Origin of the sequence: Paenibacillus hodogayensis (assembly GCF_039536325.1) — a bacterium.
GTDB classification, from domain to species: Bacteria; Bacillota; Bacilli; order Paenibacillales; family NBRC-103111; genus Paenibacillus_AB; species Paenibacillus_AB hodogayensis.
In genome coordinates, this window is record NZ_BAAAYO010000012.1 from 19,718 (window position 1) to 34,794 (window position 15,077).

Below are 15,077 nucleotides of genomic sequence, written 5' to 3' on the forward strand. Positions count from 1 at the left end.
CGGCATAAGAAGCCAACCGGCTGAAACATAAATATGGATTCCATCATGATCAACGAAGGTCGATTCAGAGACTTGTTAAAGACCGAACACGACAGCTGCGGCATTATTTGCATTATCGAAAAGAACGGTCATCCGTCCCGCGACAACATTCAGAAAACGATCGAAGCGCTCGTCAAGATGGAGCACCGCTCCGGGTTTATCGACGGCGAAGGCGACGGTTGCGGCATTTTGACGGACATTCCGCGCGCCTTGTGGGCCAAACGGTTGACAGACGCCGGGCAAGCCGCCGAACTCGCCCATGATCCGCGCTTCTCGGTCGCGCATATCTTCATTCCGCGCAAGCTGGATCAGTCCGTATCGGAAATTCAGACGATCATTCGCGACATGTTCGCCGAACGAGGCATTCGCATCCTGCTGGAGCAAGAAGCCCAAACGGACAGCAGCGTACTGGGCAAGAGCGGCCGGCTCGACGAGCCGTGCTTCTGGCAAGTCGCGGCGCTTTGCGAGCAGGATGGCGTTATCGTAGCCGATTATCTGTTCGAACTGCATGTCGCTATCGAAGCGCGATTCAACGTTCACGTCGCCTCGCTCAGCAATGTGACGGCTTCCTACAAAGTGCTCGGCGCAGCCAGCATTTTGCCGAAATATTTCAAGGATATGCAGGACCCGCTGTTCGCGGCGCAAGTCACGATCGGCCATAACCGGTATTCGACCAACACGCTTTCCAACTTTTTCCGCGTTCAGCCGTTTTCCTTGCTCGGCCACAACGGAGAAATTAACACGGTTAAAAAAATGCGCTACGAGGCCGATATGGTCGGCGTACCGCTGGTCGACGGCGGCAGCGATTCCCAGGATATGAACCGCGTTATCGAGACGTTCATCCACCGTTCCGGCATGAGCCTGTTCGAGGCGATGGAGATCGTATTCCCGCCGATTCATAACGAAATCAAGCTGTTCCGTCCGGAGCTGCAAGACTTGTATATGTATTATCGCCAAATCTGGGGGCACTATGCCCAAGGCCCGGCCGGCATCGTATCCCGTTACGGCAACGAGTGTATTTTCAGCGTAGACGCGCTTGGTCTTCGTCCGGTATGGATGGTGGAAAGCGAAACGTCGCTGTATTTTTCCTCGGAGCAAGGCGTCATCACGGTCGACGAAATGGTCGCCGAGCCCAAGCCAATCGCACCCGGCGAGAAAATCGGCGTAGAGCTTACGACGGGCCAGCCGATTCGCGTCATTCCTTATGTGGATGTTCAGACGAAGGTGCTGGAGCGCGCCGGCAAACGGTTCAAGCTGGACGGCATGCGCAAGCATCTGTCTTTCGGCCAAACCGACGCCCAAGCGGAGCCATTCGCCAAAGTGGTAGCAACGGATAAAATGTACAGTGCGTTCGGCTGGGACCGCGACGGCATTCAAATGATCGAATCGATGGCGCAAACGGGCGCGGAACCGATCCGCTCGCTCGGTCACGATTCTCCTCACGCTGCGATTCATTGGGAGCGGCAGAACATTCCCGATTTCATCAAAGAGAGCGTAGCCGTCGTCACCAACCCGGCTATCGACCGCGACCGCGAGCAGGAGCATTTCTCCACCCGCGTCGTCATCGGCCAGCGTCCGGTCGTGTACGGCCAGCCCGGAACGGAAACGCGTTTCGAGATTATGGCTCCGATGGTGCTCGAAGGGGAAAACGGTGTCGATTCGTTCGCCGAAATCGGCCATATGTCGCTGGAGCAAATCATCGCGGAATGCCGGAAGCAAGGGGAGCAGGCGGTAGCCACGCTGTCCATCACATTTCGCCGCGGCAGCTCGTTGAAGGAAGCGCTCGATCAATTGGCGCTGGATGCTGTAGCGGCCGTCCAGAACGGTGCCGTCCTCGTCCTGCTGGACGATGCGAACGCGCATCTGGAAGATCATCTGTGGATGGACCCGCATCTGGCCATCTCCAAAATCGACGTGGCTCTGCGCGCCGTCAAGCTCGGGTTCGGCGACAACCTGCGCCGTCACGCCTCGATCGCCGTTCGCTCGGCCGCCATCCGCAACCTGCACGACATCGCGTTGGCCTGCGGACTTGGAGCGGAAATCGTCTCGCCATACGTGTTGTTCGAGACGGCCGCAGCCAAGGACGGAACGGCTTCGGCCCGTAAAGTGCTGCTGACGCTGCAAAAAGGGCTGGAGAAAGTCATTTCCACCATCGGCACGCACGAGCTGCGCGGCTACACTCGCTTCTTCTCGGCGATCGGCTTGAAGCCGGAGCTGGCCGAGGTGCTGGATATCGTCAGTTATTTGGGCAGCGACACAGCCGGTACCGGCTATGCCGAGCTGGAGAAAGACGCGGAAGCCCGTTATGCGGATTTCCAAAACCCGAAGGCGAAAGCGGCGAAAAACTTCCGCTTCTTCCAAAGGATGTGGAAAGCGCTCGGCGATGCGGCTTCAGGCGAAGCGCCATACAGCGAGTACAGCGACAAGCTGCAGGAGGAAGAGAAGAAAAATCCGATCTCGATCCGCCATGTCGCCGAATTCGACTTCGAGAAATCGGGACGCAAGCCGGTCGATCCGTCCGAGGTGGATATTGCGGTCGGCAAACACAGCCTGCCGATGCTGATCTCCTCCATGTCGTTCGGTTCGCAGAACGAAACCGCGTTCCGCGCCTATGCCGAAGCCGGCGAGCGTCTGAACATGGTCACGATGAATGGCGAAGGCGGCGAGATTAAAGATATGCTCGGCCGTTACAAGAAAACCCGCGGCGCGCAGGTCGCTTCCGGACGGTTCGGGGTCAACGTAGAGTTGGCCAACGCGGTCGCCTTCCTGGAGATCAAGATCGGTCAGGGCGCGAAGCCCGGCGAAGGCGGCCATCTTCCGGGCTCGAAGGTTACAGCGAAGATCGCGCTGGCGCGGAATGCGACGATCGGCTCGGACTTGATCTCGCCTTCCAACAACCATGACATTTATTCGATCGAGGATCTGTCTCAGCTCATCTCCGAGCTGAAGGAAGCCAGCGGCCGCAAGGCGCAAATCATCGTCAAAGTCCCGATCGTTCCGGGCATCGGCACGATTGCGGTCGGTGTAGCCAAAGCAGGTGCGGACGTCATTACGCTGTCCGGCTTCGACGGAGGCACCGGCGCGGCGCGCGTCCACTCGCTCACCCATGTCGGCCTGCCGACGGAAATCGGCACGAAGCTTGCTCACGTCGCGCTGATCGAAGCGGGACTTCGCCACAAGGTGGAACTGTGGAGCGACGGCGGCATGAAATCCGGCGCGGACGTCGTTAAAATGATGCTGCTCGGCGCCAACCGCGTTGGCTTCGGCAGTCTTGCGATGCAGGCAATCGGCTGCACGACCTGCCGCGGCTGCCATCTGGATACGTGCCATGTCGGGATCGCTACGCAGATCGATTCGATGGAAGAAGCCGAGGAAAAGGGGTTGCGCCGGTTCGTACCGCGTCAATTCGATCTGGCCGTCGACTCCCTCATGCGCCTGTTCGGCGGTATGGGCGACGAAATCCGCTCGGTCGTAGCCAAGCTCGGATTCAAGAGCGCTCAGGAACTGGTAGGACGCTCCGATCTGCTCAAGCAGACGGCCCAGCTCGAGCGCATCGACTTGGCCGACCTGCTCCGGCCGGCTCCGCTATCTTTCTTTCAAGCGGCCGAGGCCGAAGCGGCGGCAGCCGTCTCCTCGGATATCCGCATCGCAGCGGGAGCCGAAGGACAAGAATTTTATCCGGATTCGCTGTCGTACAACAAAACGGTCGAGCGGAACTGGTCCGGCATCGACGCGGAATCGCGCATTATCGGCACCCGTTTCTCGAGCCATCGCGTACGCGACCGGTTCGACGGCAGCTACGACAAGCTGCCTGAAGCTTCGCTCGTACTGTCTGACGGCTCCGTGCCAGGCAACGGTCTGGCCGCCTTCAACGCGCGCGGCGTAAACATCACGGTACATGGCGGCGCCGAGGACGGCGTTGGCAAAATGTCGCTCGGCGGCAAGGTCGCCATTCTGAAATCGCCGGGCAAGCACAAGCAGTACATTGACGGCTCTGTCGGCAAATCGTTCTGCTACGGCGCGCAAAAAGGCACGTTCATCGTGCAGGGCGGCGCCGACTCGCGGGCGTGCATCCGGCTTTCCGGCGCAGACGTCATCTTCGGTGGCGAAATTGCCCAGCCGCTGCAAGACGAGCTCGGTTCGATCGCCAGTCGCGCCAACTTGAAAGGCTTCGCCTTCGAATATATGACGAATGGCCGCGCTGTCGTCATGGGCGACCCGGGTCCTTGGATTTGCGCAGGGATGACCGGCGGCGTCATTTACCAGCGGCTCGTTCCGGAGATGGGTCTCGATATGCAAGCGATCGAGCGCCGCGTCGCCAAAGGCGCCAAAGTGAGCATCCAGCCGCTCGGCGCCCAAAGCCGCAAAGATTTGAGCGAGCTGCTCGGCGTATACGTGCAGGAGCTTCAAGGTTCCGGGCAAGCCGACGCAGCCGCCAAGGTCTCGGCGCTGTTGACCGATCTGGACGCCCATTTCGTCCGCATTTCCCCTGTCGGCATGCAAGCCGACCAATCGGTAGCGACGGAGTAATTTCCCTCCCGCTCCCCTGCCCCCCGGAAGCTGTTTTCCCACAGCTTCCGGGGGTGCTTTGCTTTATTCAACCATTTGCCTATATCCAAATATCCCCACATCCAAACTGTGACCTTGAAATCCGTTGCATGCTGCCAATGGCTTTGTTACTGATGCCTTATTGCTAATGGCCTTGTTGCTAACGGCCTTCTTACTAATGGCCTTCTTGCTAATGCCTTGCTGCTAATGGCTTTGCTGCTCAGACCTCTTGTGCTCAACTGCTGAATGGACAACCGTTCGTTTAACTCCTGGATGGACAGTCATTCGTTCAACTGATACAAGCCTGTCAGTCGTTCGTTGTCGGCTGCTTACACTCTGCCCTGTACAGCTTTAATGTGCAAAACGTCTTCAACGACCTGATTGCAATCTCCAGCCGGTCATCCTTCCACTCGAATCGTTCCAATTCGGCATGCTCGAAGGAAAACAACTCTCCTCGTGTATAAGACCTCTTCCCGATGCCCGAGGGAAACGTCAGACCGATCGTCAGGCTGCCGATCGTCAAGGCGTTGTTCGGGTTGATGATATGCACCAAATAATGACCGTCCGCATCCGATGCCGTTTCGCACAGCAATTCCGAATGCGAGAACGAAATCCGCGTCCCTCTCATTCCGGTTTTAACGGCTTCAATGAACCGTTTACCGAACTGTGCGATATTCGCGCTCGTAGCCGAGAAATGTTTGTGATTGTCCCGCTTGGTGGCCTCGAGACGGTAAGGGATTCTTATAATCGAATCGCGATCTTCCAGCACCGGCCAACGCGCCCCCCGCTCTAACCCGTGTTCATTATAGACGGCAAAGCTGCCGATGACGACAAGAGGATGTCCCCGGTCGGATAATTCCCGGATGGCCGCCACATCCGCATCGGAAATATAGTCTAAGGCGGGCAGGACGATAAGGTCGTCGTCGCCAACATCACGCATGTCGCCCAGCATGCAGAACGAGAACGGGATCGCGTGCTGAACAAGCGACTGAACGGCAGCCAGCAGACTCAAATAGCCCTGTTTAACCGAAAGCATCACGTTATCCGGATGATACAGCACCTTCACCGCATTCGTTCTCTTCACATCCGTATATAAAGCGGTATGGCGGGCGAAATAGTCGAAGATATTGCTCAATATTGCCACTTGATCGGCTCCGTCCGCCACCCACCCCCTCCCGTCCTTAATCGGTCGCATGAGCCAAGGGGTTCCGCATAACCCGCCAAAAGCGATCGCCTCCGCTTCGTACAGGCAAATTTCTTCCGGAGTAGTCGGTACTCGGATGTTCCCGTGGGCATCCTTAAGCCAGGAGCTGTTCAATACCCGATATCCGAACAACTGGCCGTACTTGTACGCTTCGATCTGCGTCTTCAATCCGTGCTCGGTCTTCTCGATAAACCCGTCGTTCTCGGCGAAAACAAGATCTACCGCAGCGGGAGAGGCGGCCGGTTCGTATCCGATCCGGTTCACATGCCCGTAAAAACGAGGGAAAGCGGGATTATGGGCAACAAGAGCGCGTTGTTCCGACAACTGCTTAATGTGGCTAAACAACTCGGCATGTACCGTAGCGGTCAACCGCCTGCGGTAATGCAGCCACTGTATATATAGCGGGTCTTGGACCGCTTCGATCGTCTCCGCGAACTGCGGTATCCGCACATGTCTTAGTTGACGCAGGCCAAACAAGCGCTCCGGATCGGCTACATGATCGGACAAATAGCCGCGGAAAGCATGCAGACAACGGTCGCAGTAGCAGGGCTTATTGTAAGAATTATCGAAATGAAAGCCGTCCAGACCGACGTGCCGTATCCCGTAAGCGATCACCTTTTTCATATAAGCCTTGAAAGCATCGCTGTTGTAGCACGGACTCCAGCGATAATAAGCCCCGCCCCAGCAAGCGATGCTGCCGTCCTCGGTCCTGATTGCCCAATCCTGTAAGTCTTCAACCTCATCCAAGAGCGTTTCATAGTATAGCGAGCCCAACTGACAATAGCCGAGCACTTGGATGCCATTTCGGCGCGCCGTTTGTACCAGTATGCGCGTTTTCTCCATCTCGTCTTGTTCCGCCGCCAAGCCGAACCCCTTGAAGAAATGGCTATATATCAGATTAATACCCCATTCCCCCGCTTCCCGGATCGCATCCTCCGTATGAAGCCGCTCGTACCAAGCCTCGATCCATTGCCCATTTTTGAAAAGCGATGTGCTGCCGCTCCCCAGTCTGCGATAATGACGAAGGGGCTCATGGCCCCAATAAGACCATACGATTCCGTCTACCATCCTACACACCCGCTTCCCTGATGAAGATCGCGCGAACCATCCCGTCCGGGATGTTCCATGACCACCATCGTAGGCATAAAGCGGCAAAAAGAACATGTACGGAATACAGCAAATTCATGGATTTTACGTACGTCCCGGCCATTCGCTCCATTCTCTCCTCCTTTTCGAAAACGTATTCAAAAAGTCCAGCTTTCTGACGTGCTTTATTCATGTTCTTTGAAACCGTTTCCCGATATCATTAGGCGTAAGCATACAGACTGGACAGAAGGAACATACACCGGGAGGGTCCGCAAGATGAAGATGAAATGGAAAGCTAACCGTCCACACCTGGCGCTGGCCTGTTGCGCCACGCTCGCGGTCGCATTGGCTGCCTGCTCGACAGGCAAAGAGAACGTTCAGCAGGATGGCAAAACGGGGATGGATACGCCTCCTCCCAAACCGAGCGAGCCCGTAGAGCTGGTGTTCTACGGCAACTCCACACAGCCGGACACGTACTTCAACACGTACTATGGCGATGCGATCCGCAAAAAATTTCCGGATTACAAGATCACGTATTTGCAACGAACGAAAGGCAACGAAATCGAGAACCTTGTCGCTGCGGGCACGAAGTTCGACATTTATTATGCGACGGTCGGCAATTTCGAAAGCTCGCTGCAAATGTACGGCCTGCAGCTCGAAATGAGCGAGCTGATCAAGAAGCACGGTATCGATACTTCGAAATTCGAGCCTTCGCTGCTCGAAGCGATGAAATTGAATACGGGCGGAGCGATCTTCGGAGTTCCCGTACAAACCAGCGTAGAGATTTTGTATTATAACAAGTCGCTTTTCGACAAGTTCGGCGTGCCTTACCCGAAGGACGGCTTGACCTGGGATCAGGCGGCGGAGCTGTCGGCGAAGCTGACCCGCGAGGAAGGAGGCGTACAATATTACGGCTACACCACGACGATCAACCACATGCTGCGCATGAACCAATTCTCGCTGCCGAGGGTCGACCCGAAGACAGGCAAGCCGACGATCAACACCGATGCAAGATGGAAGACGTATTACGAAACGCTGTACGGAAAAATGATGGCAGGCGAAGCCTATAAAAAACGGTTCAACGAAAATTCCACTTTGGCGGCGTCGGATGCCTTTATCAAAACGAAGGAAGCCGCGATGTACGCTTTCCCAAGCCAGCTGTACTTGACGAATCCGGAAGAAATGAAAGCGATGGATTGGGACATCGTGACATTGCCGACCTTCCGTGAACTGCCCGGCATCGGCTCCCAATCGTACCCGATGTATTTCGGGGTAACGCAGCAATCCAAGCATCCTGACGCGGCGGCCGAGGTTTTGAAATATATGGTGTCCGAGGAATTCCAGATCGGTCTGGCGCGCAAAGGATGGATGTCCTCCCTGACGAGCGAATCGGTCCGCCAAGCTTACGCTCAGGACACGCCGTTCAAGGATAAAAACTACAAGGCGCTCTTCGTCAAGCCGGCGCCGATCGCTTACGCGCCGGAGTACGATCCGGGCTTGATCAGCAATTACATCAAGCCGGCTCTGGACATGCTGCAAGGGAAGCTTGATCTGAATACGTCCTTCCGGATGGCCGAGGAAGAGGCCGCGAAAACGATCAACAGCGCGAAAGCAAAATAAGCGGCTCGGATTGTCAAAACGAAAGGAGCTTGCATTTGAAAAACGGAGTCATTCTAAAAGGATTGTCTCAATGGATCATTTTTATTTTGGCAGCTTCCTTATTAGGTCCGGGACTGGGCCATGCCGCGCCCGCAGCCAATCGGCTTCAATCCGGCGAAGACGCATCCCCTATTGAATTGGTAGCGAACGGTCAGGCGCATGCTGTGGTCGTCACCTCGGTCTACGCGGATGCAAGAACGACAGCGGCGGCGCAGACATTGGCCCAGTACGTTCGGCAAGCGACCGGTCAACTGCTGCCCGTCATGACTACGGCGGCCTATGAGGCGGACCCGAATCTGACGAACAAAGTCAGGATATACGTCGGGACAACCGGGGCGGGCGGCGATCCGGACGCCTTAGCCAAAACGTCCGCGTTGGACGATGACGGGTTCGGCATCTTCCCTTACGGCAGCACGGTTACGATTATCGGTCCGACCTCATGGGGAACGGGATTCGGCGTTTATGAATTTCTCGAACGCTATGTCGGGGTTCGCTGGCTGATGCCGGGAACGGACGGAACGGATATTCCATCGTTGAGCGTATTGTCGGTCCCTCTCGGAGACATCGTCCAGCAGCCGGCATTTCAAAGTCGGGTATTCAGCCCGATCAACGAGTACGGCAAAAGCAACTATAACGTCCAGATCGAATGGGCGAAATTCAATCGAATGCATTATCGCGATCAGTTCCACCATAACTTGTATAAAATGTTCCCGCCATCCGTATACGGAACGTCTCATCCCGAGTATTATCCGACCGTGCCGAAGGACGACTCCGTAGGAGCGGGCTGGCAGCCGTGTCTAACCAACGCAACCGCGACGGAAGCCATTGCGATCATTACGGCTTACTTTACCAACAATCCGGAGGCGACCGCTTACTCGTTGGGGGTTAACGACTCCGGCGGATATTGCGAGGAAAATCCGAAGGAGCTGTACTACCATTGGGTGAATCAGATCGTCGAAGGGGTGCTTCAGGTACATCCGGGCAAACAGTTCGGTGTGCTCGCTTACCAGGAAGTAAAGCAGCCTCCTACCTTCGCGCTCAACCCCAATATTATCGTGTATATTACGCGCGACCGTTGGAACTGGGTAGATCCCGCTCGCAAAGCAGCGGACATGCAGCTTCATGCCGCTTGGCAAGCGGTGGCCTCCCGCGTAGGCTGGTACGACTACCTGAACGGCAATCCGTACTTGCTGCCGAGAATCTATACGCATCAAATGGACGAAACTTATAAGCTCTCCAAACAATCCGGCGTGGCCGGTCATTATGCCGAATTGTACCCGAACTGGGGAGAAGGCCCCAAAGCATGGATTTCGAGCAAGCTTCAATGGAATCCGGACCTGGATGCGGAGCAGTTGGCGAACGAATGGTACGAACGCGCCGTCGGGACGACATCGGCCCCCTATTTGAAGACGTATTACGACCATTGGGAAAACTTCTGGACGGTGCGCATCAAGCAGTCCCCATTTTTCCAGTCGCCCTCCTCTCTGCGTCCGGATTATGTGGAACTGGTCTCAACAGAAGAAATCGAAGATAGCCGACACTGGCTGGAGGCCGCTGTCGCCATGGCCCAGACGGACAAACAGAGAGCGCGCGCCACCATCATTCTAAGGGCCTTCGAATATTTCGAAGCATCCGTACGGAGCTATCCGTACCCTACGGACCGGCCTGCCGATCAAACCGAGGCGCTTGCGCTTCTGGAGAGCGCGTCCAGTACGTTTACCGAAAGGCTTCTGATGGGAGAAAAACGATTGGCCCTGCTGGATGAATTTAAGGACGACCCTGTTCTGATCCATATGTCGAATGCGAACTCCAAAAGCACGCTAGTCTGGTCCGGCATCAATCTGGACGAATTTTGGCATTTGGTCGATTTCATGAGACACGATGAACCGTCAGGCGGACCGGTGACGAACCGAACGCTGGACTTGTCCCAAGGATACGACCCATCTTCCCGCGAATATGCGAAGCTGCTGCTCGCTGCGCTGGCGGCGCCCAATCGGATCGAGAACCCGTCGTTCGAGAACGGCGCGGAGCAAGCTCCTCCCTGGAGCGTTTACAAGACAACAGGCACCAGAAGCTTCCATCGGGTAGAGGGAACGTCGCTTACCGGAAACGCAAGTCTGTTGATCGATGGCAACGGCTGGGGAGGACCCGGACAAATGGTTTCGGGCTCTGGCGGATTCGCCAACATGCAAGTCAGATATAAGACCGTGTCCGACGTCGTATACGCCAGAGACGTCATCCAGCTCGGCCTCAATTTACTTGATGACAATGGGAATATTATCAAGAGCAGCTCCGTCCGTTCCGATCTATTTCCCCTTTCTGCGGGGGTCAGCACGTGGGCAACCGCTTATTTGAACGGTGAAATTCCTGATAAAATCGGCAGTGTCCCGGTCAAGAAGCTGCTGCCGATCATTCTGGTGGAGAGCGACCATCCGGTTGAAGTTTATGTGGACGACGTCGTGCTATATAACTTCCCCGCAGCGACCGGCGCCGGAATCGTGACGGGCTCCGTCTACGGGACGGGAGCCACTCCATTGGCGGGCGCAACGGTATCCGTTACCTCATCTGGTCACCATGCGGTCACCGATGCTCAGGGGCATTATGCCATCGCCGATGTGCCGCCCGGAAACCATACCGTGACGGTTACGCAAGCCAGCTATGACCCTGTCGTCTCCTCGACCTTCTTGTTGACGAAGTGGGGAACATCTGCCGTCGATGTATACATGAGCGACGAAATCGCTCCCGATCTGGCCGTCGCGTTGACAGGTCCGGCACCGATTGGAACGAAAATCAAGGCGACCAGCTCCGAAAACGGCATGATCTATCTGGTGCCGATCGGTACCGCTCCAACGTTGACAGCTATCGAAGCGGCTTCGACCGTTACGGTCGGAAATACGGTTTATGGCACATCCACAGCGGTAAAAGCAAGTGTAACCGGCGCTTTCAATACGGCTTCGTTTTCAGCCGGGATTTATAAGGCTTACGCGGTTGACTTCGCAGGCAACGTTTCGACAGGCTCTCCCGCTATCGTTCTTGAGAATCCGCCGCTCGGAGCGTCGCTCACCGTCAATTCTTCCTTCGAGCAAGGAAGCGGCTCGGCCGCCTCGTGGAGCTTATCCCCAAACACGACGCAAACGAGAAACTATCAACGCGTAGAGGGCATCGCTTATTCGGGAACCGCCAGCGTTCATGTCACCGGAACCGGATATGGCGGCCCCGCCCAAACGTTGGACGTTTCGCCAGGGTCCTACACGGTCAAGCTGCGTTATAACTCTGTGCCGGGCGTAAGCGGGAATGCCAATATCGGCATCGGCATCTATTTGCTGGACGCATCGGGGAAAAACGTGAACTCGACTGCGATCAAGCCCGTCCAGCTCCAGCTTGCCCCATCGACGGGCATATGGAACGAAGGAGTATGGGACGTCGTCATTCCCGAGACATTTCCAGGGACCGCTATCCCGGTGAAGAAGGCCCGATTAGCCGCGCTCGTCTACAGTCTGAGCCCGGTCGAGGTTTACGTGGACGACATCGAATGGATCACTCGGTAATTCGTTTATGGGGGGCTTGCAGCCCCTCCTTTTTTTTGAAGCCCAACGACTGCAACGCGAGCTACTCACTCCGCTTCGTATGGTTTATAATGAAAAGAAGACGATATTGTCCCAACCCAGGGGGAAGGCGGACGCCAGCATGAACTACGATTTTATGGACAACTTCGTACCGCAGCTGACCAATGCTTCGGAGCGATCGGGGCCGTTTTGGATCGATTTTCGCTATATGATCGTGCGCGAGGAGACGCTGGGGCATACGATCGGTCTTGTACGAAACGGAGAAGGCTTCCTGGAGTTAAACGGTAAACGGCATAAGCTGCGAAGCGGGGTGCTCTTTTATATTCCCAAAGGCAGCTATATGAAGATGACGACACAGCCAACGAACACGCTGGAGTTTTACTCTACTCAGTTTCAATATAATCACCTCCACTGGGAAAGCGCTTCCAATCATTGGATCGCAACCGATAAAGGCCCGATTCCGCTCCAGACGACGCTTTTTTTTACGGAAAACGGAACGCTTCTGGACGCGTACAGCCGGTTGCTGCACCGGTGGAAAAGCAAAGAGGCCGGTTATTTGTGGCATTGTAAGCTGGAGCTGCTTCGTCTGCTGGATATCATGATCGGCATGACCCGCGAATCCTCCAAGCATATCCAGCAAAACGCCGCCCTGATCGAAATGGCAATCGCTTATATACGCGGACATCTGCGCGAGGAGTTGAACCGGGCCGCTTTAGCCCGCCAGCTATCCGTCTCCCCGGGCCACTTCGCTGGCATATTCAAGCGCCATACCGGTTATTCCTTGAGCGAGTACGTACACCGGCTGCGTATGGATCAGGCCCGTTTTTTGCTGCGCAGCACCCAAATCCCTGTGCATCGGATCGCCGCCGAGGTCGGCTATAACGATTCGTTTTATTTCAGCAGGCGGTTCAGTAAAGAAAATGGCATATCCCCGCGCGACTATCGCAAAATGTGACGGCACAAGCGTCGAGCGGGCTTCGAATAGAGCGCTGTTGCTTTGTGCGAGCAGCGTTATTTGGCTTTCGCCTTGTCTTCTGCGCTATTTTTCAACGGCTTCCGGGGGTGTTTTGCGCCTATCGAAACATGGTACAATAAGAAGCATGGGTAACCGCTATTCCGCAAGCCGCGACATAGCATACCCGCGATCCGGCAAGAAGCAACCACCGGGCAAGGAGGCGAATGAGCATGATGAAGCAAACGATTTTATTCGATCTGGACGATACGCTGATCCATTGCAACAAATATTTCGACGCGGTACTCGACCAATTCGCCGATCTGATCGCGACCTGGTTTAACAGTTATCAAGTAGGAACCGCTGAAATCAAGGACAAGCAATACGAGTTCGACTTGGTCGGGGTTCAGAAGCTGGGCTTTGCCGTCGGCCATTTCCCGCAATCCTTCGTGGAAACCTATGAGCATTACTCTGCGCTTACCGGACGCGAACCGAGCGCTGAAGAACGCGAGCAATTGATCAAGCTCGGCCGCAGCGTATACGAGTTCCCGACTCTCGAGCCTTATCCCGATATGACGGAGACGCTGGGCAGTCTGCGCGAGCAAGGCCATGAGCTATTTCTGTATACCGGGGGCGACCTGGACGTTCAGGCCAGCAAAGTGAAGCGGATGGGCTTGGACGCTTATTTCGGCGACCGCCTGTTTATTTCACCCCATAAAACGACGGATGTGCTCGAATCGATTTTGTCCCGCCACAGCTTCAACCGCGACAAGACGTGGATGATCGGCAACTCCATCCGCACGGATGTCATTCCGGCGCTCGAAACCGGGATTAACGCCATTCATATCCCGGCCATCATGGAGTGGCAGTACAACGTAGTGAATATAGAGGTTCAGCCGAAGAAAGCTTTTCTGCAATTGCAGAAGCTGCTGGACGTGCCTCCGGCCATCAGCCGTTATAGCCTGGCCTGAGCGATACCGCGTCTTCGGCGCTCGCGTATGGACTAACGGAATGGCAGCGGCCAGCCCCCTTTTCAAGGTGTCAGTGCCAGACGTTCCCGGGCAAAACGAATCCACTCCCGCAACGCATAGGACTTATAGCCGTCCTTGCGCCAAATCATCGCCAAATGCCAAGGTATGCCCGGCCGCTCCAGCGGCACGACCGCGATTTTCCGGAAATCGAGGTTGCGGCATATGGTCTCCGGCAGCATGGCGATGCCGAGGTCGGCGGCGACCATCTCGCTTATAAAGTCCCACTGCGAGCTTTCGAACACGACATTGGGCCGAAAGCCGGCCTCGATGCAGGCCTCTGGAATCCGGTCGTGCAGGGCGAAATCCTCGCGGAAAAAAATAAACCGTTCCTCCCTTAGCTCCCCTAGCGGAACAGAATCCCGACCGGCCAGCCGGTGTCCGGGATGAACGAGCAGATTCAGGCTTTCGCGGACAAAGACGAAGCTGTCGTATGCCTGCATGTCCGTCGGCATTACCACAACCCCGATATCCAGACCGCCGCTCCCTACGCTTCGCTCGATCGTCTTCGCCCCGTCCTCGATCAGCTCCAGCTTGATCAGCGGATACGCCTGACGAAACTCCCCAATCACTTTCGGAAAAAAACGCGAACCGGCCATCGGCGGAAGACCGATACGGATCGTACCCTTCTTCAATTGGACAATGTCGGCCAGATCGGAAGACAAATGCTCGAAGGAATTGACGATCAGCTGCGCCTGCTGCACGATCGCCAGCCCTGCGTCCGTCGGCTCCACTTGCTTGCCCTTGCGATCGAGCAGGACGACGCCCAGCTCATCCTCGATGCTTTTCACCATCTTGCTGATCGTTGGCTGCGTAATGTGCAGCGCATCCGCCGCCCTCGTAAAGCTCCGCCACCGCACAACCTCCAAAAAATATTTCAAATGCCGAATATCCATCCGCAGCTTCCCGCCTTCCATAGACAAATGGAATGACTTTTATTCCATATATGTATTTTACCTATGCCAAGGACGGTTGTATACTGACCGTAAAGGTGG

The 15,077-nt window shown here is 55.8% G+C and carries 7 protein-coding genes; 5 read left to right on the forward strand and 2 right to left on the reverse strand.

All coding sequences use genetic code 11. The features are described from left to right. Positions 1–45 precede the first annotated feature (45 nt). Positions 46–4,569 carry a glutamate synthase-related protein gene (locus tag ABD796_RS25265; RefSeq protein ID WP_344913212.1) on the forward strand — a complete coding sequence of 1,508 codons (4,524 nt, stop codon included), beginning with the start codon at positions 46–48 and terminating at the stop codon, positions 4,567–4,569. Between the two features lie 325 nt (positions 4,570–4,894). On the opposite strand, the gene ABD796_RS25270 is transcribed toward ABD796_RS25265, so the two are convergent. Beyond that, the gene (locus ABD796_RS25270) at positions 4,895–6,859 is read right to left on the reverse strand and encodes a hypothetical protein (protein WP_344913214.1); all 1,965 of its coding nucleotides are present in this window, start codon (positions 6,857–6,859) and stop codon (positions 4,895–4,897) included. Between the two features lie 294 nt (positions 6,860–7,153). Between ABD796_RS25270 and ABD796_RS25275 the strand changes: the two genes are divergently transcribed. The 4 genes from ABD796_RS25275 (at position 7,154) to ABD796_RS25290 (ending at position 14,025) form a co-directional block, all read left to right on the forward strand. Further along, positions 7,154–8,497, forward strand: a complete 1,344-nt coding sequence (locus ABD796_RS25275) for an ABC transporter substrate-binding protein (RefSeq protein ID WP_344913216.1) — start codon at positions 7,154–7,156, stop codon at positions 8,495–8,497. Positions 8,498–8,532: 35 nt separating this feature from the next. Continuing rightward, positions 8,533–12,084, forward strand: a complete 3,552-nt coding sequence (locus ABD796_RS25280; RefSeq protein ID WP_344913218.1) for a DUF4838 domain-containing protein — start codon at positions 8,533–8,535, stop codon at positions 12,082–12,084. 139 nt (positions 12,085–12,223) lie between these two features. Next, positions 12,224–13,057 carry a helix-turn-helix domain-containing protein gene (locus ABD796_RS25285; protein WP_344913220.1) on the forward strand — a complete coding sequence of 278 codons (834 nt, stop codon included), beginning with the start codon at positions 12,224–12,226 and terminating at the stop codon, positions 13,055–13,057. 230 nt (positions 13,058–13,287) lie between these two features. Further along, positions 13,288–14,025: an HAD family hydrolase gene (locus tag ABD796_RS25290; RefSeq protein WP_344913222.1), complete on the forward strand. Its 738-nt coding sequence runs from the start codon at positions 13,288–13,290 to the stop codon at positions 14,023–14,025. 62 nt (positions 14,026–14,087) lie between these two features. Here ABD796_RS25290 and ABD796_RS25295 read toward each other — a convergent pair whose 3' ends face one another. Next, positions 14,088–14,978, reverse strand: coding sequence for a LysR family transcriptional regulator (locus ABD796_RS25295; RefSeq protein ID WP_344913224.1), 891 nt, complete (start codon positions 14,976–14,978; stop codon positions 14,088–14,090). Positions 14,979–15,077: the final 99 nt, after the last annotated feature.